Consider the following 23,866-nt stretch of genomic DNA (forward strand, 5'->3'; position numbering starts at 1 on the left):
CTAAAGGCTGAAACAATGATGAAATGTTTTATTGCATATCGCCGCAAGAGCGACCTTCAGAGCATCATCCAACGAGGAGAACAAGAAATGCTCAAGACCCCAATCGCCCGGGGCGTGGCCCTGGCCACTCTGGGAGCAACCCTAGCCATTCCTTCCATGGCTCAAGCTGCTTTTATCGAAGATACAAAGGCTGGCCTGGAGCTGCGTAACTTCTACATGAACCGTGATTTCCGCGATGACGCTAGTACTGCAAAGAGCAAGGCAGAAGAGTGGGCTCAGGGCTTCCTGCTACGAGTTGAGTCAGGATTCACCGAAGGCACTGTCGGCTTCGGCGTCGATGCTCTGGGTCTGTTGGGGGTAAAACTCGACTCCAGCCCTGACCGCACCGGAACAAACTTACTGCCGGTCGATAATGATGGGTCTGCACCCGATGATTATTCCCAGCTTGGCCTAACTGCCAAAGTAAAAATCTCCAAGACAATTCTGAAAGTTGGCACGCTTGAGCCAAAGAACATGGCTCTTCACCGCAGTGACTCTCGCCTGCTCCCACAAACCTTCAAAGGCGGACAGATCGTCTCCAATGAAGTTGAAGGATTGACATTAGATGCGGGTTACATAACGGAAGTTAACCAGCGTAACGACTCGAACTATGATGACCTGACAGCACTTCTGAACGGTGCTTCATTAGGCGGCGGTAGCATTGATGATTTCATTTTTGCTGGTGCTACTTACAAGTTGATGGACAACCTTACCGGTGCCTATTACTACAGCAATCTTGAAGAAGCTTACAAGCAGCACTCTTTCAATCTGATTCATGTTCTACCGCTTGGTGAGAAGCAGTCGCTGAAAACCGATCTGCGCTATGCCCGCTCGACAGACGATGGCTCTTCTAATGTCGACAACAAGGCCTTGGGCGCAATGGTCACCTACTCGGTCAGCGGCCATAGCTTTGGCTTGGGCTATCAGGAAATGAATGGTGATACCGGCTTCGCCTTCGTCGGCGGCTGGTCCGATCCTTATCTGGTGAACTATGTAATGACTGGTCCGGACTTTGCCAAAGCTGATGAAAAATCATGGCAGGCCCGCTACGACTTCAACTTTGCCGCCATCGGCATTCCCGGCCTGAGCCTGATGACCCGCTACGTCAGCGGTGATGGCTTCGATAGAACTGACGGCTCCAACGGTGGTAAAGAGTGGGAGCGCGGCACCGATATCAGCTACGTATTCCAAGAAGGCGCCTTGAAGAATCTCGGTGTTAAATGGCGTAACGTTACATATCGCAGCACCAACAACCGCGATGCTAATGAGAACCGTCTGATCGTCAGCTACACCATCCCGCTGATGTAATAGCGGCCTACCGCATCTCGATGCAGTAGATAGGAAACCCGCTTCGGCGGGTTTCTCTTTTTTCGGAAGTTTGTTGGGTTATGCCTTCAAATATTTCAAACTACACCTCGGATTTGTGTATTGGCAGGTGACTCCCTGGAAGGCACTTCCTCCACCCACCATGCCCCGCCGAAGCCAGTTCCAAACCACTTACTCACCGCCTGCCGCTTATCGCCTGCAACTTATCTGCCGCGTCATTCAAACCGAAGCGGGAACCTTGCGCCGTTGTCATGCTCGAAACCTGAGGCAACGGGACTTTTCGTCCCACAAGACTCAAGAGGAGCTGCAGATGTCTACCGAATCCACTTTTGGCACCAGCGATAACACCCCAATTCCCGACGCATCCACTTCAAGCCCTTCGTCGCTGATCGATAAATCTGCCCACCGCCGCAATCTTCAGGCCGCCCAGAACGCGCTGATCGAAGAATTCCATACGCTTATCGCCGACACCGAGCGCCTGCTCAAGCACACTCAGGAAACTGCCGGCAGCCAGACCGAAGAGCTGCGCGAGAAAATCACCGCCAATATGAATCGTGCTCGGGAAATGCTGAAAGAGCAGGAAGGCACGTTGCGTGATCAGAGCGAGGCCGCCATTCAGTGCACCGAGGAATATGTTCAAACGCACCCTTGGCAAAGCATTGGTATCGCTGCAGGCGCCGGCTTTCTTCTCGGCATGATCATGCGCCGCTGATAGAGGAAAGCAGGCCAATGGAAGCGAAACATTCCGATGAAGCGCCCGCACCGTCCCTGAAAAAAATGGGCGGTGCGCTTGTCGGCCTTCTTCAAGGGCATCTGGAACTGCTGGGAATAGAGCTTCAGGAAGAACGTAGCCGTGTATTCAGGTTGTTCCTCCTGGCCAGCATAAGCCTGATCCTGGGTCTGCTGGTTCTGGTAGGACTATCAGCGGCCATTGTCATCGCCTTCTGGGAAACCAACCCCATCGCGGCCATTCTGATTCTTTGTGGGGTTTATGCGATTGTCCTTGCGATATGCATCAGCAGGGCCATTCGCCTCGCCAAGGCGTGCGCTTCGCCCTTCCAGGCAACAGTCGAGGAACTGGCCCGCAATCAGGAGCGTTTACTACCATGAGCACTCCATTGAGCACATCCAGCGATCTGACCATGCGCAAAGATCTGATTCGACTGCGCATGGAGATGAATCGTCAGCAGATCCTCTATCACTCACAGCCTCTGGCCCATCCGGTACAGCGCATAAAGGGCATGATTATCAACCGTGGCACAGCTTCCGGGCACCACACCGATAAAAGCCCATTGATGCTGGCCGCGACCGTCGTCCTCGCGATATTCGGGCCACGCCTGGGTAAAGTGGGCAAGCTCGCCCGGCTGGGCATCACGCTCTATCCGCTGGTTCGCAAACTGCGGCAGTAATCAGGCTGCCTGATCCGCGACGAAATGGCTGAACCGTAGGGCCGAACGTGTTCGGCCGCTGCCGGCAAATTCATGGCCGCATGAATTCGGCCCTACGGGTGCTGGTCAGATCTGTAATCCCCACATGGAATGCGCCACACTGGCGCTGTCGGCATGCCAGGAACCTGGCGGCAACAAGGAGATAGCCCTTTGGACTGGCACACATTGCTCAATCGTGAACGACTCGGAAAATCTGTTCACAGCACCGAAGAACTCGGACGAAGTCCGTTTCACAAGGATCACGACAGGATCATTTTTTCCGGGGCCTTCCGCCGGCTCGGGCGCAAGACGCAGGTGCACCCCGTATCCAGCAACGATCATATCCACACGCGCCTGACCCATTCGCTGGAAGTCAGCTGCGTCGGTCGCTCGCTGGGTATGCGCGTGGGCGAAGTATTGCGTGAAAACCTGCCCGAATGGTGCAGCCCGGCCGACCTCGGCATGATCGTGCAATCGGCCTGCCTTGCCCATGACATCGGCAACCCGCCATTCGGCCACTCCGGGGAGGATGCCATTCGCTGCTGGTTTCAGCAGGCTGCGGGACGCGGTTGGCTGGACGACATGACGGATGCGCAGCGGGCGGACTTCCTCAACTTCGAGGGCAATGCCCAAGGCTTCCGTGTGCTCACGCAGCTGGAGTATCACCAGTTCGACGGAGGCACCCGGCTTACCTACGCCACGCTGGGCACCTATCTCAAATACCCATGGACGTCTCGCCATGCCGAGGCGCTGGGGTACAAGAAACACAAGTTCGGTTGCTACCAGAACGAGCTGTCGTTGCTGGAGCAGATCGCACACAAGCTGAACCTGCCGAAGGTTGCCGACCAGCGCTGGGGGCGCCACCCCCTCGTGTATCTGATGGAGGCCGCGGACGACATCTGCTACGGGCTGATCGACCTCGAAGATGGCCTCGAAATGGAGCTGCTCGAGTACGCGGAAGTCGAGGAACTGCTGCTGGCGCTGGTTGGCGACGACATTCCGGAAACCTATCGCCAACTCGGCCCAGGCGACTCCAGGCGCCGCAAGCTGGCGATCCTGCGCGGCAAGGCCATCGAGCACCTGACCAATGCCGCTGCCGCTGCGTTCGTCGAACAGCAGAATAACCTCTTGCGCGGCGAACTGCCGGGCGACCTGGTCGAGCATATGCATGGTCCTGCCAAGGCCTGCGTGGTGCAGGCGAAAGCGATGGCCCGCCAGAAGATTTTCCAGGACAAACGCAAGACCCTGCACGAGATCGGCGCCTACACGACGCTGGAGATCCTGCTCAACGCTTTCTGCGGGGCGGCGCTGGAACAGCATCGTGGCGGTACACCTTCATTCAAGAACCAGCGGATCCTCGATCTGCTCGGACGCAGCGCACCCTCTCCCGAGCTACCGCTCTACCAGTCGTTTCAGCGAATGATCGATTTCATCGCCGGCATGACCGACAGTTACGCCACGGAAATGGCCGGAGAAATGACCGGTCGCTCCAGCCCGGTCTGACCCCATGAAGCGTCTGTTGCGGCAAAGCATTCATTGGCATCCCGGGCGCCCCGCCTGGGGCGCGGCGATGGTCGCAGGCTTCGGCTGTGCGCTGCCGCTGTTGCTGGGCCTGTTCAGTGGTCACCCGGGTTTTCTCTGGGCGACGGTAGGTGCATTCCAGGCCGCCAAGGCCAATCCGCTTCATCGCTTCGGCATGCTGCGGATGCTGCTCCTTATCGCACTGGGCGCCGGCAGTGCCGGCCTGGGTTTCTGGTCAGCCACCCACCCGTTGATCAGCCTCGGCCTGTTCGCCTTCTACGGTTTGCTTCTGGCCTGGTTGCAACGATATGGCAGCGAGGCCGGCAAACTCGGCATCGGCCTGGCGATCTGCCTGTGCCTCGGCCAGGGCCAGCATGGCGTCGCCGATTTCAACAACCCCTATGCGATTGCCGTGCTGTTCGCGCTTGGCGGTCTGTGGGTGACGCTGCTGGCGTTCGGTCTGCGCGGCATGCATGGCTTGCGTATGTGGCCGTACATGCCACGATTGCTGAGCATCCTGCGGGTGCTGCGGCGGCACGCTCGACGGACGCCGATCCGGCAATGGCGAGTACACGCGCTGACCTACATGCTGGCCGGCGCGCTGGGTGGTGTGATCGTGAACATGGCGCAGCTGCCGAGAGGCTACTGGCTGACGCTGGCGGTGTTCACCACATTGCAGATGGACCTCGAGCGCAGCCTGGTTCGCGCTCTGCAGGCCAGCCTTGGAATCCTGGCCGCCGCCGCCATCCTCATCTACATCGGACATGGCCTGGCCGACCCGCCGCTGATGGTGATGATCCTGCTGCCGCTGGTTGTGCTCGGCAGGGCCTTCCAGGCGAATCACTACGGGCTGTTCGTGCTGCAGACCACCCTGCTCTTCCTGCTGCTGGCAGAAACCCTGGCGCAGGATTGGAACCTGCCGCAGATACGCCTCATCAATGCCAGCCTCGGCGTGGGCGTTGCGTTGCTCATCGCAACGCTGATGCACCTGCTGCATCTGCTGCTGGCCAGGCGCTCACGAAGGAAAGCCCAGCTGGCAGCAGCGCAACGAACCGACGAGCAGACTACTTCTCGGTCCTGATCGGGTTTTCCGGATACCACACATCCATCAGAGGGCTGACGTTGTACTCGGCAAGCTCGCTACGGCCTTTCAGCCAGGCATCCACCTTGGCGCGCTGCTCTTCGGTGACCGAACCACGGCGCGCCAGGCAGACGAAACCGTAGTCTTCACCGCCGATATAACCAAGCTCGTTGGCTTCCATCGCCTCGCTGATGAATGCTTCGAGGAAGTCGTCCACGGCCTTGCTTTCGATACCTTCGCGATAGGTGAGATTGATCTCGAAGCCCAGCTCTTTGTTTTGACTATTTTGAGAACATTGTCATTATCTTCTAAACAGCTCTGAAACGATTGATTAAGACGCCAATGGAAGCAAAAGAAAAATGACAATTATCAAAAAAACCCAAGCTATCCGCTATCACCCTTTGGCTGCAATCGACCCAGAGTTGGCGAATCTGATTATCCAAGGGGCAGCCGACCACCAAAAAATCTTCGGTCTCAGAAAATACAGCGTCCACGCGTCCATACAACTGTTGGAGGCCTACTGTGACATTACCGGCCAACGGATCACCATGGACACGGTCAGAAGCCCCTGTATCGAGGGGATCTTGCGTGGATTCTCCTCCGCCATGGCAGGCAATGCTCTAGTGGAGCTTCCAGAAAAAAAGCGTGAAACCTTATGCCGTTGCCTCTATCAATCGCTCACGACGGCTCTAGCGCAGCTTCCTGAAGCTCACGATTTTTCCTGGAACTTCTCCCTGTTCAAACCAGATGCAAGCGTGTGCGCGGAGATTGCTTCGGCTAATGAGTACAAACGTTGGTACTGGAAAGGTTGGTCAATCCTGCGCCCGGACGAAACTGGTGTGTACGTACGGCTCGCCCAGCTCGTAGCCCCTTATGGGCGGGTATTTGTAGAGGCCATCTTCGCAGAAATTGAAAGGTACTTCCGTGGCCGACCTGGCGCATTTCGCGTTGAATGGAACTACATGTTCGACTATCTCGGTGAGCACCACACCATATGGCCCCGGAGCACCTTCAAAACCGAGGCAGGCGTGAAAAGTTTCATACAGGCCTTTACAGTTGCTTACTTCAGCGAGGCAAAGGAAGCCCAGAAGGATGCAAAATCACAAATCAAAAACTGGGGCAGATTTATAACATCGATTGAGAAGTGCCTATGCAAAACTGGGGTATGGGCAAAGCTAACCTCACCAATCAAGCGACCACCACCGTCAACCAAGCATGGATCTGAAACCAAACTAGAAGAGCGAGAAGGCGGGCTGCTTGTCCAAGAAAAGCTACTTACGAGCATTCCCCTTTACGTAACCGATTCAGAAGCCGTTGACGTACTGTTTTTCCACATCAAGAACGACCTTGCCACAGTTCGTAACTGGGCAATCCATCAGGTTGCAGACCTGAAATCCCGAAAGGCCCGTCGTGTCTTGCTCGCTCAGAGCGGCACCCCGATCATCGAGTACCAAGGCCGGGGAATCGTAAACCGGTACACACTGGCTGACATCTGCGCGACACTGGAGGCCGCCGACTCTAAGGTGCCATCAAGTTTCCTTTGCAAGATTTACAACCGACTCACCGGTGAAAACTTCGATGCCGCGGATCTTGCCAACATTTACGGGTTCCCCGTTACAGGAAGTCTGTTCCCACTTCAGTGCTTATTAGTGCTTGAGCATCCTGAAATCACGACCGAGTTTCTAAAGAGCTTCGAGCTTTACAATCAGCAAGGTCAATTGGTGGGATTTAACGAAGAGAAGCGCCTGCTAACTGGATACAAAGACCGCAAGAATCCAGATGTTCGAGAGCAGGTCATCGAGCTCAATGACACTTCTTTCAACATAGTGAAGGATATTATCGAGATAACTAGCTCTGGACGGAGAAAGCTACGCGCGCAAGGGAAAGACAGCTATCGCTACCTATTTATCACTTCAGGGAAAGCCTTCAGCTTTAATAAGGCCGATGTAACCATCTGGAACGAACATACCTTTCGTGGCAATTCTAGCTTACGCGAACAACTGATCACACAATTCAAGCCCCACAGCGACCTGCCGGTTGCCCAGCTGGTCGAATTCATCAAACGAGTACGGTTGACCAAGATCCGGGCATCTAGGGCGGTTGAAATCTTTATTCATAGTAAAAGTAGCGAAGCCATGTCTAAGGCCCTCGGCCATGAGCACTATTACCCAGATCTGCTCAGCCACTACCTACCGGACGCTCTATTGGCATTCATCAAAGCTCGGTGGATCCGGATCTTTCAGAAAGCGCTCGTCTGTGAAGCCATGAAGAATAGTCACCATCTCCTCCGAGTGACCCGATTCAACACCATGGATGAACTGGATGCTTTTCTGGATAACCACCGAATTAAAGAGATTCCCTACCAAGCTTCAGATCCTGAGCGCACAGAACAGCGGACAATTACCGAGGCTAGTGAGGCTGTTTTTTCTATCGGCGTGCCGTTCCTGGCTTCTTTGCTCTCACTTGAAGCAGCAGTCAAAACCTCCACTGATCGGGCCCGCGTATGCGGCAAAGCGGAATACTGGGCGTCATTTGCAGACAAAATTAAATCTGAAATCACAAGCGGCTATAACCGCCTGCTGAAGCAACACCTAGATGCTGCGCTGAAACTAGTTGATGCGAAAAAGATGGAGGCATTGATCTATGTCCCTGCTCACTGGGCGTGAATCCAGCACCGGGTATGAATTTCTCGATGACTTTGTGATAACAAAACTAGCGCCTCATACGTCAGCACCCTGGCTGCTAAGTGACTTCTATAAGCATCGCTGGGCAATTCAGGCCCACCAAAAAAAACCCATAGAACTCGATTGGACGGTACATCTTGGGGATGGCAGTCTATTGACTGAGGCCAAGAACGAAAAATTATTACGGTCGTTGCAACATCTGCTCATAATTGGTGCGAACGGAGTCAATGAAGAGTTTTCCACGCGCGCGCCCGTGACCCAAAACATGCGTCTGTCATGCACGTTAAGACTCATTGACTACCTGTTGATACACTCAAGAAGGCTTGGCCTTATCAAGTTCGGCCTTGGCGCCTTGAGCGCCGATGATTTGAAAGGAATTCTCAACCATCTTGCCTCTACTCCATGGGCTGAAGACTCCGTTTATGCATGGCCTGAACGCTCATCCGCGTTCTGCAATGCTCAGCTGTGCAATCTCAGCGATAACGAGGCCGAGATAATCTTTGCCAAGTATCCAAGTATGTTGGAGGTGAGCGACGATGAGTGTGAGAATCTCAAACTCGATATCACCGTGGCTGATATCCCGAGGATTCGTGCGGCACTCATGAAGGCTAATCTGTACTACGGGAATAGTAGCAATGGCTACAAGGTAAGCACAAAAGCACTTTCGGAGCGCATCTACCCAGACACGTTGCGTGGGCGACAAACGCCAAAATCGGCTCTCGAAGTACTTAATTTCTACCCCAACGAAATCAACTACAAGCGCGAGTATCCAGGGGTCAGAGTCACCACAGGCGAGTCTGATATCCTCCAAGACACCGTATACTATTACTATCGGTACGCGCTCGTGAATAGCGCGACACTCAATACGTTAGGGTTATCCGCACCCGCAGATACCAACACCATCACAGAGTACATTCCAAAACTCAACGAATCTTCCCGATTCAGAAGCGTGCCGTCAGACAACCTGTTGAAGCTATTCCGCCGCAGTGTGGAATTCCATGTCGAACATGGGAGGAAGATCCTGAACGGTTTCATCAGGGTAGCAGCGCGTAGTCACGCTCAGAATATCTCAATGACCCAACAATCCAAAGAGGACTTTTTGAGAATTATCGGCCCGGAGCTCGCTAACTTCGGCGTCAAAAAGTTAGGCCTATCCAGCAACCGCAGCACCAATAATAAATCTCCTCGAAAAGGCAGCCGGGAGCAGTACTTCCAGCACCTGCGCGCCAACCACGGACTGCTTGAGCTGGTATACGTCTACCTGGGCAGCATACAGATGGTCGTTGGGATGATCATGGCGCGGCGCATTGACGAGTTGGTCACTCTGGACGCTGCGAACTGCTTGGACAAAAGCAAATCATGGCTCGTCTTCAACTTGGAGAAATCCACCCGCGACGCCTTGGGAATGCGGCAGCGTGAGTCTCGGCCTATTGACGCCATTGCCGTGGAAATGATCGAGGAGCTTCGCCGCTTTCAAAAGCTACTCAAGCGTCTCCGGGTTATCGACGATCTGACCGGCCTCTTCGCGACCCCATCGTCGCTGGGGCACAAAGGATTACAGGACTGCTCGCTTCACCTGTACAACCGCCATCTGGACTTCGCCTGCGACTACTTCGAAAGCGATATCACTGCTGACGGGGAACGCTACTACGTACGCCAGCACCAACTGCGCCGCTTTTTTGCCATTATGTTTTTCTACACCAATAGCTTCGGCGAGTTGGATACCCTTCGCTGGATGCTCGGACACCGCGACATTGAACACGTTTGGCACTACTTGACCGAGTGCCTAGAGCCCAAAGATCTCAGGGGCGCGGGCGCCCGCTATTTTGCTGACCTCGCCAAACACGAACGGTTAGACAATTACCAGAATTTGCAGGATCTGCTGTTTGCGGAATTCAGCACCACCAAATTCTCCTTGGTCGACGAGCAAAAAATCGAAGACTACCTTTCGGCGATGCTTGAAGAAGGTAAAGCTCGGATTGAGCCAAAATTTTTCAACGATGAAAATGGTAAATCCATGCAAGTCCTATTCATTGTCAGCTGAGAATAAAATGAACACACTACCCAAGCGCGAGCTGATTGATCAATCCATAGCGAACATCTTCAAATTACTGGTAGATATAGGGCAATCACCAGGTAACTATACTGACAACGAAAAAGTTCTGAACGCACTGAAGAGCCAAGGTGGCTTATGCTCTTTGGACATTGAGTTCTTCATACAGAATGAAAGCTTCACAATCCATCCCATAAGCCTTAACACTCTAAAGAAAAGGCTCGCCGACAATGAGCCTGAGAAAGATTTTCAGCACTTAGAAAAATTGCGGGCACATGCACAGAATGCTATACGCAAATTCAGGAAGGAACTGACGCCTCCAAATAAACGTACTCGTTCTGCACTGGAGGATCAGGTCGAAGAACTCAAGTCTTCGATTTCCACACTCCAAGCGGTAAATATGGTTTTAATACAGGCACTGGAGATTAACCGGAAAGATTTGATCACGATCTCTGACACCACGAATACGGGATTGCGGCAAAAGAGAATTAACGACGCAATCAACAGAATCATCAAGATACTAGGGTTGAATCCTGCCCCCTTTGATGACGTGACCGTTCTATCCATGAAAAATCATTTGCAGTTGGTGCCAAATGGCAAAGCGAATCATTGAGTACCCCGAAGCATCTCAATTGTTCACTCCAATCCCGAGACTGCGACTATACGACTATTTATCGCACGATAAACTGCATACACTTGATAGTAGCAATATACCATTCATGACTTGGCCTGATGGCTCGCCTTGCTTGCAGGCCAACGCCTACATGATCAAGACGCGCATGCAACCCAGCCGTGGCGGCAATGGCCCATCAAGATTTGGAACCAAAGGGGGTACCTTTGGTGAATACGCCGGGCAGATCAGTCACCTGATTAGATTCTGTTACTATAACAAACTCAACTTCATAGCCCTTTCCGACGACGATTTTTGCGACTTCATCGACGGACTCCGCAAGCAGACAAAACTAAACAATCCCACTCAGCTAAAAAGAACTGAGCGCACAATTACCAGCATAGGCAGAAGATGTTTAAGCTTTCTCTCACATGTGGGAGAGATGAATGGAATTCATAATTTCGTTGGAATAGGTGGAACCATTTCTATTGAGATGGTGGACTCAGTTTTCTACCGAAATGGAAAAGCCATCAAACGCTCCAGCGTTCACCACAGGTCGTTCAGGACGGCCAGTGCCAAAAAGACCCGCAGACCTATTGGCGAAGCCACCATCGCAAAGTTGCACAACGCGATTGATGAGATGTCCACATCGGAATTTTTATGCAATCGTCGGCATCTGATGATTTCCCTGTTCGAGGAGCTGGGTGGCCGTCGAGCCGAGATTCAGGCGATTACTGTTGCACAAGTTTTCGCTGCTAGCAAAATTAAAAAGCCAATAATTCGACTTTCCACGTTGAAGAGAGGCGGGACTGGGCTGACTCGTGAGCTTGAGCTTAGCCCACCAATGATAGAAGACCTCCTGAACTACATTCGCGGCGACCGCCGCTCCATCATGAAGCGATTCAAGGACGCTCCAGACCACGGTTTTCTACTAGTGACAGAGCGAGGCGGACGCCCCTTAGGGATAGATACCTTGACGACCGAGTTTTCGTTAATTCGACGTGCAGCGGGCATCGAGGAACAAGCCTGCTCGCACCTCTTCAGGCATGCTTTCTGCACCAACATTGTGGCTAAGCTCATTGCTGAAACACAGGCCCTGAGCCCCGACTCATTCAGGCAAACACTAATGACAAACAAGATGTTGGCCGAGCGCGCCATGGCCTTGAGCGGCCACGCAACGCTTGAGAGTTTGCTTAACTATGTGGACGCCGCCTTTAGGGAAAAATCCAAGTACGAACAGGTCATCCATAACGTCCAAGTTGCCAGGACTTATGAAACCTACCAGCGTCGGAGAAAACAGCTCTTAGAAGATTTCAAAAGAGGGAAAATCAGCAAGGAGAAATACATCAAGCGAGAAGAGGCTCTGACGGCAGCCATGGATCTTGACCTTGCATGAGCGACTGCACGACCAGTGCGCGGGGATCCTAGCTTACCCTCTAGCCCAGTACCTCTGAACAGTCCTGAGTGTCACCCCTAGCCTACGAGCGATCTCGTCTTTTTGTAGACCTTCACCCTGCATGCGCTTCACGGAGTCACGAGTACTGTCTGCCTTCCGCCCTCGAATTCCCCGAAGCGCATCCTCTTGAACAACTGACTCAAACCGCCCCGCACTCAGCAAAGCCCTAAGCCTTTTATTACTCAGCACTATCTGCTCTTCAACGTCGAGACCAGAGCAACGCGCTTCAACAACCAGCAGAACATCGCTGGGAGCGACACCGAGCACCTTGCAGAGAGCGGCAAGCGTATCGATGCGAGGAAGGGTTTGGCCGTTTTCGATCTGGCTCAGATTTGAAATATGAAGGACTTCGCCGCACTCAGTGCGTGTCAGACCAGCTTGGAGCCTGGCATCCCGCAGCACCTGCCCCAAAACCTTTTCAAGCCTCATTTTCTTCGCGCTCAAAAACGAGCATCAAACCAATTTTGACGCGACACATCGTTAGCTGATAAGCTAACGATGTGTCGCATGATCTTATCAGAAACCCCCGTCAATAAATGCCAATTGAAATCCTTGGCACCAGCCAAGCAGGTGTGATTGCAGCCAGCGGCCCCCTAACCGAGTCCGCAAAGAGCGATGTCCAGCTTCTGCTCCTGCCGCCCTGAATGACACCCCGCCTCCACGGCGGCATAGCGACTGAACAGATATTTTAAGCGGAGGAACACCATGGTTGCTCAAGCCGGACATATAGACTTTGAGTTCAAGTCAGAAAGCGCAGGACTTTGGTGCCTCAATAAGAAAGGCAGCGAGCGCTGGATGAGCATTACGCTGGCCAGTACCGAAACCAATGGTGTTGTAAATACAATAGCTACAAATGATCCCGAGATCATTAAGCGGACGCTCAAAGAACCAGGAGAAGGGTTATTCATCCGAAGCTTTCAAGCGGTCGTAAGCTGCGATTTTCCTGACAACAAGGGAATTGCAGTTGCTGATGTATTAAAACTGATCGAGCAGCGAACCAAGCGGGGCGAAATATTCCATCTCGTGCACACCAAGTTCAATTGCTATCAATTCGGAGGGCCGACCAAACTGATGGCTAGTCAAGTTCAGATGGGGTCTGATGTAGTGCTCTACACCGCCGAGCCACCTGCGCGTCGGTATTACGGTGGATAAGCGATGAAAGAATTGCATGAGATAACCGATCTGCTCTACGGCGATGGAATACAGATGCCTGGAGCAAAGGTCAGTCAGGATGAGGCTGTTCGGATTGCCCGTGAGCGCCACCCATACTCTGAGTACTGCCTCATTTCTGATTGGCGCTGGATAGATCTGGACGTCACCTCAGCGCAACTCAACGAGTTGACTAGAACTAACCGTCAACCAGTCGTCATCTACGCACACACAGTGATTTACGATAGTCAGCGCCGTTGGGATGTAGGCGACTTTGTGCGCACAAGCTATCTACACAAATTCGAGCAAGGGTTCATTTTCCAAACCCTAAGTACAGTTTATATTTTAATGGGAGATGGCATCAGAACAAGAGCTTCTCTTGAGACTCTCGGACGGATTTTTTGATGCCTATGACAGAGCTTTCCAGGCGCACAAAGCTGTGTCTAATAAAAGCACAAAACACCCAATTTTCATGGCGCGTGACTGGATACCTCACTGATGTCCATATCTTCGCTAGGTCTGCCGTGGGTCGCGTTTTCAGTCATCACAGCTCACGTAAAGTATTCAGGGAAGGGACAACAATTCGCACATCCGATGTTATCCACCTTTATAAAGAAAGCGGCTTCTGGGTACTACATACAACGAGCGGCAGTTTCTACGTGATCGCGACTTTTGAACGCAAAATCGGATGGTATTCGCTGATGCATTTCAAGGCTTCTGGGGAAGCTAGGTTGCGCGTGCCCTGGCGCCTCTTGAACTAGCTTAGGCTGCTTATGCAATGTAGATTGACCTGCCATTCCCTTGGTAAGGCCTGGCTGACATCAGATCTTTGGTGTATATGTTGATGTATGTATAGCTAAGAGTCGTCTACACTTTCCGTGTGTAGCCACTACTAGGAAAATGTATCAATGCCGACGATAGCCGAACAGCATCAGATCCTCGCGAAGTTAATTGAGGATTTATGTGAACTCAAGAAGGAGTACTATCACCTTTGGCATTACACATGTGGCAAGTCAGTACCGGATGACTATCAAAAAGCAGTGGATAGTTTGATGGAAAATGCTAAGAACGAGTGCGGAGAATTGGCTCTTACTGCTCCGGGATTTTTATATTGGGAGATTTGGGGGGCCTTCAATCGAGTTGATACAGCACTGGATACGGAAGCGATAAGACGTCTTCTACGCAAGAAGTTGGAAATAGAGCTTGAAGTATGAGATTTGGCATCTTCATGGCGTGGATTCAGCCTGACTGCTATTCGCCGGTACTTGGCTAATACGCACCGCTCCACGCCCTTCTCGCTAATTAATCTGGTCAACAACTGCCATCAACCGCTTAGCGCCATGCCTTGCTTTGGGCACCAAAAGATCTGGCGTCCACCCACCACACTGGCTTAAAACTCTGTCAGCACTGAACTATTCAGCTCCTCGCGCAGAGTTCGCCATTGCGGCAAATGGAGGTCGAGGAGAGAGGTGAAACGTTCGTTGTGATGCCGCTCATGCAGGTGGGCCAGCTCATGCACCAGGATGTACTCCAGGCATTGCACGGGCTTCTTGGCCAGCTCCAGGTTGAGCCAGATGCGTCGGGCTTCGATGTTGCAGGTGCCCCACTTGGTCTTCATCCGTTTGATGCCCCAGGCCCTTACTTCAACGCCTAGCTTCGGTTGCCACTTTTCCAGCAGCTCTGGCACCAGGCGCTTCAACTCTGCACGATAAAAGTCCTGAAGCACCTGCTCGCGTCGCTCGACGGTTGTCTCCGGTCGCACGAAAAGATCCATGCAGGCCTTCCCGCGCAGCGCTATATGCAGTGCTGTACCACTGCTCTCGTGCACGCGTAGCCGATACCGCTGCCCCAGAAAGTAATGGCTTTCGCCGCTGACCATGCGTCGAGCGGATTGCCGGGGCTGGGCCTGAAATTTGGCCCTCTGGCGTTTGATCCAGCCGAGCTTACCTACGACTGCCAGGCGCACGGCTTCGTCATCTACCGCCAACGGCGCGGCCACACGCACACGTCCTTGCGGCGGATAAACGCCCAGATGCAGGTTCTTGATCGGCTTGCGCACGACCTCCACGGTCAAACCGCTGACCGTGATGTTGCGGGACTCAATACTCATGCTGATGCTTGACCAGTTCCAGCAAGGCATCCAGCCGCTCGTTGTCCTGTCCTGCTGAATAGTCGCCCAAGGCCTCGGCGGCGGCTTTGCCCCACTGATCCAGCACATGCTTGATCGCCAGGCGCACACGTTTGATCTTCATGGCATTGCCGCGCCAGTCGTCTTGTCGGCTGTCCAGCACAGCGGCATCCACAGCCAATGCCAGGCCGGCATTCTGACCCAGGTTGTCATACAGCGCTTTGCGGGCAGCGCTATTGATCGAGCCAGGATAGTTGGTCGAGCTGGTTGGGTTCTTGGCCTGCTGAGCCAGCTTCACCACCTCATCTAGGTATTCCTGGTAGCTGATGGCGTCTTCCTTGCGCTTGGCGATCAGTGCATCGAGCAGCGAAGACATGGTCTCGTAGTACTTCGGGTTGATCGGCGACTCATCGATGATCAACTTGCGCACGTTGTTCTCGATGGTCTCGGCGACGGCTTCCTGGCTTTCGCGAATGCCCTTGGGGAGAGCGTCCACCGCATCGACACCACGCTCCACGATCAGCTGGATCAGCGACATATCGTCGAAGGCAGAGATCTTCTCGCTGTCATCGGCACGGATGTAGGTGTCGATCAAGAAGCGCATGTCCGGCTCGTAAGCCTTCAGGTCGATGTAGTCGCCGCTGGCCAGTTTCACCTCATCGCGCACCTTGGTGAAGTGATCGACCTCATCCTTGATCTCGCTGATTTCTCTGGCGCTATACCCGGCCTCTTCCAACTCGTTGGCTAGATTGCCGAAGCAGCGAATCAGCGCGGAGGTCATCTTGTACAGGTTTAGGCGCTTCGGCTCGTTGGCTTTGAGCACCTCGGCATTACCTGAGTCGGTGCCGCAGAAGAAGCGGAGATAGGCAGGCGTGTCCTTGGGCTTCTCCACCGGTTCGCACAGGGCCTTGATTGCCTCGCGGGCTTCCTCCAGGTCTTCATGGGCCTTGCTCAGCCGGTCTTCCAGCAGGCCTGCCACATCGGCCTTGTCGTAGCCGTCCAGTGCACCGCTGGTGTAGTCGCCGATGGCGCCTTCCAGCTGCTTGAACAAGTCTTTGTAGTCGATGATGTAGCCGTACTGCTTGTCTTCACCGTCCAGACGGTTGACCCGGCAGATGGCCTGGAACAGGCCGTGGTCGCGCATCTGTTTGTCGATGTAGAGGTAGGTCGCGGAAGGCGCGTCGAAGCCGGTCAGCAGCTTGTCCACCACGATGAGCAGACGCATCTGTCCCGGTTCCTTGATGAAGCGCTGCTTCACCTCCTTCTCGAAGGTTTCCGGGTCTTTGTCGCCCAGCATCTGGTTATAGATTTCGTACTGGCGTAGCTTCTCGGTCAGTCCTTCGCCAGTGGCTTCACCCTTGATATCCGCTGGCGAAGGCTTGTAGCTGGTGACGATGGCGCACTTGTCGCCCATCCCGGCCTTGCAGAACAGCTCATAGCATTTGCAGGCCTCGAAGATGCTGCTGGTGACCAGCATGGCATTGCCACGGCCATCGGCCAGGCGGTGCTTTGTAGCCATGTCGAGAAGGATGTCGGCGACGATCTTCTCCAGCCGCGACTGGCTCGACAGTACTTTCTGCATGGTGCCCCAGCGCTGCTTGAGCTGGGCCTTGGCCAGGTCGTTCAGGCCCTTGGTCTTGGCCTCGAACCACTGATCGATCTTCTGCTGCGAGGTGATGTTCTGGTCGATGTCGCGGGCTTCGTAGCGGAGGTCGAGCACCACACCATCGGACACCGCCTCGTCAAATTTGTAGGTGTGGATGTAGCGGCCAAACACCTCAATGCTCTTCTGCTTGTCGGCCTTGAGCAGCGGCGTGCCGGTGAAGCCGATAAACACGGCATTGGGCAGGATGGCCTTCATCGCCTTATGAAGTTCGCCGGACTGGGTGCGGTGGCACTCGTCGACGAACACATAGAGATCGCCCTTGGCACGGAAGTCTGGCGGCAGACTCTTGCGCAGCTCCTCCACAAAGTCTTCGACATCGGCATCCTCGCGGGTGCCGAACTTGTGGATCAGCGAGCACAGCAGCCAGGGCAATGGCTGGTTGAGCTTCTCGATCAGATCGGCGCCGCTGGTGGTGCGCACAATCTGCTCGTTGACGCCGGTAAACACCTTCTCGATCTGCTCATCCAGCTCAGTGCGGTCGGTGATGATCAGCACCCTCGAATCATGGATGTTTTCCCGAATCCACTTGGTCAGCCAGACCATGGTCAGCGACTTACCCGAGCCCTGGGTGTGCCAGATGATTCCGCCCTCGCGCTTACGCAGGTAGCGCTGCGCCTCGCGGATGCCGAAGTATTGGTTGTGCCGGCAGAGCTTCTTCACCCCGCTGTCGAACACGATGTAGTCGTGAATCAGCTCCAGAAAGCGCGTTTTGTTGCACAGCTGAAGCAGGTGCCGATCCAGCAGATTATCGGCAGCCGCGCTGTCCGCGTTTTCCTCCTTCCAGGTGAGGTAGTACTTCTCGCCGGTCTGGATGGTGCCGTAGCGCAGGCCTTGGGTATCGTTGCCGGCCATCACGTACTGCATGGTGGAGAAGAATGGGTGGATAAATTCAGCCTTCTGGTTATCCAGGTTCTGCCGGATGCCCTCGTTAACCGCCACCTTGGAACGCTTGAGTTCCAATACGCCGAGGGCAATGCCATTTACATAGAGCACGATATCCGGGCGCTTGGTGTTGGCCTTGGCATCAGCGCCTTTGACGGTGACTTCCTCGGCAATCGCGAAGTGGTTGTGCCCAGGATGCTTCCAGTCGATCAGCCAGACGGTCTGGGTGTTTTCACCCACCTCAGGCTTGATCTTCACGCCGTAGCGCAGCAGCTCGTACACCACCTTGTTGCGGTCATACAAGCCCTTGCTGGCATCGTTAGCAGCCTTGTTCAGCTCGAAGATGGCCCGGCTAGCCAAATTGGCTTCAACGCCCTGCCCAGCTAGCCAGCCACGGAGCAGCTCGGTCTCAATATTGGCGTTGCCAGAGCGCTCAGCCCAGTCACCCAGGTACTTGTAGCCCAGCTGTTGCTGGAAGAGCGCAACCACGCGCTGCTGAGTCATTTTTTCGATCTGGCCGACGGTGCTGCTCATCAGTCGATTTCCTTTTGCGTCACGCAATGTAAGTCCTTACTCCGCCAGCCTCATCAATCGCACCGGATACCTTTATGGGGTAATCGATGCCAGATCTAAAAGCGTGAAGCGCGGTCGTCCTTGACCTACACGGATCACATGCAATTTCACTTGAACGTGCTTGTGTAACCACTCCCGATTCAAAATGTCGGGATCCTCGATGGCAGGGTCGACCTTGCCTTTGATAAGGCCAGACTGATCACTAAGCTTGAATTCGAATGTCCTAGCACCAGGCAGCACACCTTGAAACTCCCCTCGGTAGGATTCCTGCTGCTCCTGAATATTTTCGTCTTGTAAACGCTCTACTGAAGATTGAAGTTGCTGGATGTCGCTGAAACGGAAAAAGCGCCTTTTAAATTCCAATCCACACCAAGAGTCTTGCTGTGCTAAATAGCTAAGAAATTCAGCGACCTTTCTTACCGCTCTAGGGTGAATTTCTTCGACCAGTTCTGCTACATCATCGTCGGAGCCTTCGGCAGTCGTGCGTAATAGCGCTTGAATTTTCTCTAGAGCCTCTTCACCTTTTTCTGGCTCTGGAAATAGGTCTTCTTGTGTGGTTGGTAATTCGAACTCAAAACCAAAAGAGCCTATGGCAGTACCGGTAATCAGCAACTGATTTCTGCTTTTATCCGGAATAGGCCCCATAAAATTAAGACTTTTATTTAGACTTGCGGCAACGGCAGCAAATGCATCGGTAAACGCCCCCGTAGCTTTGCTGGCAAAATCAGCAGATATTCCATGGCTACCTATAACCGGACGGCCTCTAAAGGTTAGGCGTGCTTTCTCTAATATACGGTTGGCAGGGGCGTTGGCAAGAGCTATCTCGGCTGCTGCCAGACGCTCTTCGAAAGAAATTCTTTCAATAACATTTTCGTTCGGAATGCTAGCCAAAATTTCCCGAAGTTCTTTGATTTCCGATTCAATAGATAAGCGGGTCGTACTCATTTTGCCGTCTCCTGCGAATCTTTTTGACTCAATACTCGCCGAGCCTCAGCGTCCTCGTCCGGTCTCAAGTCTATCTGTAAAAAACCCTTCCAAAGACCATCTCGGCGATGCGACCACATACTGTACCAGTAGCTGATTTGGCGCACCTGCCGGGTATCCGTTGGCTCTCCTAGCACATGAGGATAGGCGTCTACTTTATAGGTCGCTTTTACATGGGCGTTGCTAAGCAAATTACGTGCTTTAGCGAAAAGTGAGACTTGAGTCTCCCCTGTTGGCAGATGAAAATAGGTCACTACATCTACGTCATTTGGGGGGCGGGTTTCATGGTTTTCAACGTCCTGCATGAAACTGCCGTCCACCCACTGAAACCCGTTTGTCAGTCCTGCGCCATGAAGTGCTGCACGGTAGTCGAGGAAACCTTTCAAGATTTCAGTGCGCTCAGGCGTAAAAGCAAACTGTTCAATAAAATCGCAAAGCCCCACCTCATAGGGCGAGCGATCTGAGCTATGCCCTGGTTGTTGAGGTCGTATTGGGGGCAATACGCCAGCCATTGTCCATGCGGGAATCATCCATCAGACTCCTTGATTAGTTAGACGGATCCTACCAGTAAGCAGCTCCTGCATCATGCCCTGCTTGAGCTGCTGGGCTTTGTCGCGGCGGGCTTCAAGGGTGGCAAGTTCGTTCTCCATGTCGGAGAGGGTGCCGGCTATCGCAACCTGCTCGCAATGGCTAGGGACTCTTAATTCCAAGGCTCTCAATTCTGCTGTGTTGATACTTGCCTGGCTAACCGCTTGTTTTGCCAGCGTTCTAGCAATGCGTCTGATTGGCTCAGAACTGAGCAGGAAGAATAAAAATCCACTATCAACGCCTGAGATAGGCCGCAACAGAATTAAATTCATCCCATGATAAAGTGACCTTCCACCTAAATAGCGAGCCACTTTTCCAATATGGTCAATGCTATTGATGTGACTATAAAGTATATCGCCTTGCTGTAGCTTGTATGGCTCTATTTCGGGGGCGATTTTTGCATAACCTACGCGCGCAAAATTGATGATTCCGTCTGATATGGTCTCAATTCTAGTGACTGGGACACCAGCTTTATCATCTTGAGTATAAATACAGCCATTCGATAGCCGAGAAACAAGCTCTCCAAGTCGCTTCACTTCCCACCCCTCACTAAATTCCGGTAGGCGTCGTTGGCCGGTAAGGAGTTGCTGCATGGTGGCTTGCTGGATGTCGCGTTTTTTGACGATCAGTTGACTCAGAGAGACAATAAAATCGTCAATTAGCTTCAGTGAAATTCCGATTGCTTTTTGCTCATCGATAGATACAGGCAACGGCAGCGTAAATCTCTCAACGTCGCCACAGTTTAAGCCTGGTTGAGCAGCCCCCTTCACATAATTTGAAACTTGGTTTCGCCCAAAGCTGCTTAAAAGCATGTACTTCAAAAATTTGGAGTCAGCTTTTTCCGGATTGACAGCAATCCTGGCTGTCGTTTGGGTCAAGTTTGCGGCGTCTAGCCAAGAGGGTATCTCTTCAACATGCCCTGTGCCCGCGCCGACAATTGTAATTATTAGGTCTCCAGTCTTTACTCTGGCATTTATGTACCGCTCTTCGACTGAACTGGAAACTCTGAACATCTCGTCTGCATCAACCCAACCTTTCGAGTAGTCTTGCCCCCTGATCAGCAGTCTGCCGCTTGACTCATATTCGCCTGGTTGGACGATTCCGTATCGAATGGTTCTTGCCGGATCAACCAAGTCACTAAGCTGAGTGACATCCCAGTCATGCGGTAGCCGTCCCAGTTCAGTGTCTTTATAACCATTCATACCTCAAACCCCATCTTTGCCAGATGCGCATTAACCTTGGCCGCTAGCGCTTCCACCTCAGCATTTAGCGCTGGCAGCGGTGTGGCATAGCGCTCGGCCAGTAGGCGGATACGACCAGTCAGGGCCTGAGATACGCGATCCAGCTCGGTCTGCACATCGGCTTGCAGGGTGGCCAGCCATTTGTCGTTGACCACAAGGATTTTCAGCTCGGCTTCGCCGAGCTGGGTGTAGTGGGCCTGCACCTTTGCATCCAGTGCCTTCTGCTCGGCTTTCACCTTTTTGCTTGCCTCGGCTTCGCGCTCGATCAGCGCCAGGCATTGTTCCAGCGCCTGACGTTCTTCATCTGCGTCGAGGTCATGTTTTATGGCTTTCAGACGTGCCTTGACGCTGGCGGCGGTGAGCTTACCTTTGTCGGTCTTGCCTTCGGCCAGCGGGCCGTCTTCGCCGCCCTGCGCTTCGTCCAGCTCTTCCAGCTCGCGGCTGATGGCATCCCGCTTGGCTTCCAGCTCAGTGATGGCGGCAGCTTCGGCGGCGTAATAGCGTTGTACGACCAGCTCGGGCGGCAGCAGGTCGGTATTGGGTTCGCCCTGGCTCGTGCCACTAGCGATCAGCGGCTGCCAGCCATCGATGACCAGTTGATACACGTCATCCTGCAAGGTGGCGTACCAGTAGTCCTGGAGGTGCTGGTAGACGTCATAGGCATCCAGCAGCGGCGCTGCCTCGAAGCGGTGCAACAGATCTTCGGCCAACTCTCTGAGCAGCGCCTTGGGCTGATCTCCAATGGCGATGCCGGCAAGGTTCGGGTGGTGTTCGTCACGCCAGGCTTCGAACAGGCCCGCCACCGTCTGACGGAAGGCGTCGAACTCGGGGTGGCCGAAGATGGTTGGCTTGATCTCGCTGATGGCGACTTTAAGGCTGAGGTAGCCTGGGCGCAGAGGCTCGAATAGCGCGCCGCGCAGGTTAGGCATTACCTGCCAGTAAGCATGCAGGGCGTCGATATCACGCTCGGGAATGCCGCCATGCAGGTGGGCTTCGATGTCCTGAAGATCCTCTGCTTCGCTGGTGTCGATATAGCGCGGGATATTCAGGTTGAAGTCGTTGGCCTCGATTTCGGCCATGGGCACCAGTCGCGCGAATTTATCCACCTCATGCTGCTCGGTGAAGGTATCGACGATCTTGTGGATGTCCTGCTCACGCAGACGGTTCTTGTTGCCGTCCTTGATAAAGCCCTTGCTGGCGTCGATCAGGAACAAGCCCTTGCGCCCGGCACTGCCCTCCTTGTCCAACACGATGATGCAGGCAGGAATACTGGTGCCATAGAACAGGTTGGCCGGCAGGCCGATGATACCTTTGATGTAACCCTGCTGGAGGATGCGCTTACGGATCACGCCTTCGGCACCGCCACGGAACAGCACGCCGTGGGGCAGAATCACCGCCGCCTTACCGGTGCTCTTCAGCGAGGTGAGCATGTGCAGGAGGAAGGCGTAGTCGCCGTTCTTCTCAGGCGGAATGCCGTAGCTGAAGCGGTTGTACTCATCCTCTGCCGGGTTGAAGCCATTGCTCCAGGCCTTGGTAGAGAACGGCGGGTTGGCGACGATAAAGTCGAACAGCTTGAGCTTGCCCATTGGGTCTTTGAAATGCGGGGCGTACAGGGTGTTGTCCTTCCAGATTTCCGCCGTGGGGCAGTCGTGCAGGATCATGTTCATCTTGGCCAAGGCGCTGGTGGCGTTGTCCATTTCCTGGCCGTAGATAGCCAGATCCAGGCCGGTGACGCTCTTGGCTTCGTCGTGCGCTTTGAGCAGCAGCGAACCCGAACCGCAGGTCGGGTCATAGATGCTCTGCTTGCTATCAGTAGCACCGGCCAGGCCGATGACCTGAGCCATAATCCGCGACACCTCTGCGGGGGTGTAGAACTGGCCCTTGCTCTTGCCAGACTCGGTGGCGAAGTGGCGCATCAGGTATTCGTAGGCATCGCCAAGGATGTCGTCGCCCTGGGCGCGGTTGCTGCGGAAATCCAGCCCTGGCGTGTTGAAGATGCTGACCAGATTGGACAGGCGGTCGACCATCTCCTTGCCCTTGCCGAGCTTCTCCTGGTCGTTGAAGTCGGCCACGTCGATGACGCCGGTAAGGTTATTGGCCTCGGCTAGGCGTGCGATGATCTGGTTGATCTTGTCGCCGATCTCTTTGTCGCCCTTGAGTGCCACCATGTCGGCAAAGCTGCCGCCGTCCGGCACCTCGATCAGAGAGTTTGGGTCGCCCGCGTACTTGTCTGAAACGTACTTCACGAACAGCAGTACCAGGACGTAGTCCTTGTATTGCGAGGCATCCATCCCGCCGCGCAGCTCGTCGCAGGATTTCCAGAGGGAGGAATAGAGTTCGGACTTCTTGATGGCCATCGGGCGTACTACCTTGCATTACGTATATGGCAGGTAGCAGCGGGCAAGGCCCCGTCCGCGTCCCTGCCGAAGGATGGGGCGAGAGTATCAGAAATGCGGAG

General features: G+C 53.8%; 21 protein-coding genes. 13 read left to right on the plus strand and 8 right to left on the minus strand.

The window, feature by feature from the left end; genetic code table 11:
• Positions 1–87: 87 nt before the first annotated feature.
• The 6 genes from HZR81_RS04870 (at position 88) to HZR81_RS04895 (ending at position 5,394) form a co-directional block, all read left to right on the plus strand.
• Positions 88–1,347, plus strand: coding sequence for an OprD family porin (locus HZR81_RS04870; RefSeq protein WP_500127554.1), 1,260 nt, complete (start codon positions 88–90; stop codon positions 1,345–1,347).
• A gap of 328 nt (positions 1,348–1,675) precedes the next feature.
• Positions 1,676–2,077: an ElaB/YgaM/YqjD family protein gene (locus HZR81_RS04875; protein WP_181087169.1), complete on the plus strand. Its 402-nt coding sequence runs from the start codon at positions 1,676–1,678 to the stop codon at positions 2,075–2,077.
• A gap of 17 nt (positions 2,078–2,094) precedes the next feature.
• Positions 2,095–2,475 (plus strand): phage holin family protein, encoded by a 381-nt coding sequence (locus HZR81_RS04880; protein ID WP_181087170.1) that lies wholly within the window; start codon positions 2,095–2,097, stop codon positions 2,473–2,475.
• Positions 2,472–2,774, plus strand: coding sequence for a hypothetical protein (locus HZR81_RS04885; protein ID WP_200599563.1), 303 nt, complete (start codon positions 2,472–2,474; stop codon positions 2,772–2,774). Before HZR81_RS04880 ends, HZR81_RS04885 begins: the two co-directional genes overlap by 4 nt.
• Before the next feature lie 189 nt (positions 2,775–2,963).
• Positions 2,964–4,295 (plus strand): deoxyguanosinetriphosphate triphosphohydrolase, encoded by a 1,332-nt coding sequence (locus HZR81_RS04890; protein WP_279641080.1) that lies wholly within the window; start codon positions 2,964–2,966, stop codon positions 4,293–4,295.
• A 4-nt stretch (positions 4,296–4,299) separates the two neighbouring features.
• A complete protein-coding gene (locus tag HZR81_RS04895; RefSeq protein ID WP_013983010.1) occupies positions 4,300–5,394 on the plus strand; it encodes an FUSC family protein in 1,095 nt (364 codons plus the stop codon).
• Here the strand turns inward: HZR81_RS04895 and HZR81_RS04900 are convergent.
• A complete protein-coding gene (locus tag HZR81_RS04900) occupies positions 5,378–5,662 on the minus strand; it encodes a YggL 50S ribosome-binding family protein (protein WP_430731795.1) in 285 nt (94 codons plus the stop codon). The genes HZR81_RS04895 and HZR81_RS04900 overlap by 17 nt on opposite strands.
• 91 nt (positions 5,663–5,753) lie before the next feature.
• Between HZR81_RS04900 and HZR81_RS04905 the strand changes: the two genes are divergently transcribed.
• The 4 genes from HZR81_RS04905 to HZR81_RS04920 all read left to right on the plus strand — a co-directional run bounded on the left by HZR81_RS04905 (position 5,754) and on the right by HZR81_RS04920 (position 12,137).
• On the plus strand, positions 5,754–8,060 hold the full coding sequence (locus tag HZR81_RS04905) for a hypothetical protein (protein WP_430731793.1): 2,307 nt from the start codon (positions 5,754–5,756) through the stop codon (positions 8,058–8,060).
• A complete protein-coding gene (locus HZR81_RS04910) occupies positions 8,038–10,122 on the plus strand; it encodes an integrase (protein WP_500127472.1) in 2,085 nt (694 codons plus the stop codon). Before HZR81_RS04905 ends, HZR81_RS04910 begins: the two co-directional genes overlap by 23 nt.
• A 7-nt stretch (positions 10,123–10,129) precedes the next feature.
• On the plus strand, positions 10,130–10,744 hold the full coding sequence (locus HZR81_RS04915) for a hypothetical protein (protein WP_200597903.1): 615 nt from the start codon (positions 10,130–10,132) through the stop codon (positions 10,742–10,744).
• A gap of 151 nt (positions 10,745–10,895) precedes the next feature.
• On the plus strand, positions 10,896–12,137 hold the full coding sequence (locus HZR81_RS04920) for a site-specific integrase (protein WP_500127473.1): 1,242 nt from the start codon (positions 10,896–10,898) through the stop codon (positions 12,135–12,137).
• A gap of 33 nt (positions 12,138–12,170) precedes the next feature.
• Here HZR81_RS04920 and HZR81_RS04925 read toward each other — a convergent pair whose 3' ends face one another.
• On the minus strand, positions 12,171–12,626 hold the full coding sequence (locus HZR81_RS04925; RefSeq protein WP_500127555.1) for a helix-turn-helix domain-containing protein: 456 nt from the start codon (positions 12,624–12,626) through the stop codon (positions 12,171–12,173).
• A gap of 276 nt (positions 12,627–12,902) precedes the next feature.
• On the opposite strand from HZR81_RS04925, the gene HZR81_RS04930 reads away from it, so the two are divergent.
• The 3 genes from HZR81_RS04930 (at position 12,903) to HZR81_RS04940 (ending at position 14,560) form a co-directional block, all read left to right on the plus strand.
• Positions 12,903–13,349 (plus strand): hypothetical protein, encoded by a 447-nt coding sequence (locus tag HZR81_RS04930; protein ID WP_200597909.1) that lies wholly within the window; start codon positions 12,903–12,905, stop codon positions 13,347–13,349.
• A gap of 3 nt (positions 13,350–13,352) precedes the next feature.
• Positions 13,353–13,751 (plus strand): DUF6957 family protein, encoded by a 399-nt coding sequence (locus HZR81_RS04935; RefSeq protein ID WP_234463404.1) that lies wholly within the window; start codon positions 13,353–13,355, stop codon positions 13,749–13,751.
• Between the two features lie 503 nt (positions 13,752–14,254).
• On the plus strand, positions 14,255–14,560 hold the full coding sequence (locus HZR81_RS04940) for a hypothetical protein (RefSeq protein ID WP_500127474.1): 306 nt from the start codon (positions 14,255–14,257) through the stop codon (positions 14,558–14,560).
• A 176-nt stretch (positions 14,561–14,736) separates the two neighbouring features.
• Here the strand turns inward: HZR81_RS04940 and HZR81_RS04945 are convergent, their stop codons facing one another.
• The 6 genes from HZR81_RS04945 to HZR81_RS04970 all read right to left on the minus strand — a co-directional run bounded on the left by HZR81_RS04945 (position 14,737) and on the right by HZR81_RS04970 (position 23,765).
• Positions 14,737–15,486 carry a M48 family metallopeptidase gene (locus HZR81_RS04945; protein WP_500127475.1) on the minus strand — a complete coding sequence of 250 codons (750 nt, stop codon included), beginning with the start codon at positions 15,484–15,486 and terminating at the stop codon, positions 14,737–14,739.
• Entirely contained in the window at positions 15,446–18,556 is a 3,111-nt protein-coding gene (locus tag HZR81_RS04950) for a type I restriction endonuclease subunit R (RefSeq protein ID WP_500127476.1), read from the minus strand. Before HZR81_RS04950 ends, HZR81_RS04945 begins: the two co-directional genes overlap by 41 nt.
• Before the next feature lie 72 nt (positions 18,557–18,628).
• Positions 18,629–19,540, minus strand: a complete 912-nt coding sequence (locus HZR81_RS04955) for a hypothetical protein (protein ID WP_500127477.1) — start codon at positions 19,538–19,540, stop codon at positions 18,629–18,631.
• The gene (locus HZR81_RS04960) at positions 19,537–20,109 is read right to left on the minus strand and encodes a DUF6932 family protein (protein ID WP_500127478.1); all 573 of its coding nucleotides are present in this window, start codon (positions 20,107–20,109) and stop codon (positions 19,537–19,539) included. The genes HZR81_RS04955 and HZR81_RS04960 overlap by 4 nt, the downstream gene beginning before the upstream one ends.
• A gap of 3 nt (positions 20,110–20,112) precedes the next feature.
• A complete protein-coding gene (locus HZR81_RS04965) occupies positions 20,113–21,369 on the minus strand; it encodes a restriction endonuclease subunit S (RefSeq protein WP_500127479.1) in 1,257 nt (418 codons plus the stop codon).
• Positions 21,366–23,765: a type I restriction-modification system subunit M gene (locus HZR81_RS04970; protein ID WP_500127480.1), complete on the minus strand. Its 2,400-nt coding sequence runs from the start codon at positions 23,763–23,765 to the stop codon at positions 21,366–21,368. The genes HZR81_RS04965 and HZR81_RS04970 overlap by 4 nt, the downstream gene beginning before the upstream one ends.
• Positions 23,766–23,866: the final 101 nt, after the last annotated feature.

Source organism: Pseudomonas sp. LM13, from assembly GCF_041381355.1.
In the GTDB taxonomy this organism is placed as follows: Bacteria; Pseudomonadota; Gammaproteobacteria; order Pseudomonadales; family Pseudomonadaceae; genus Stutzerimonas; species Stutzerimonas frequens.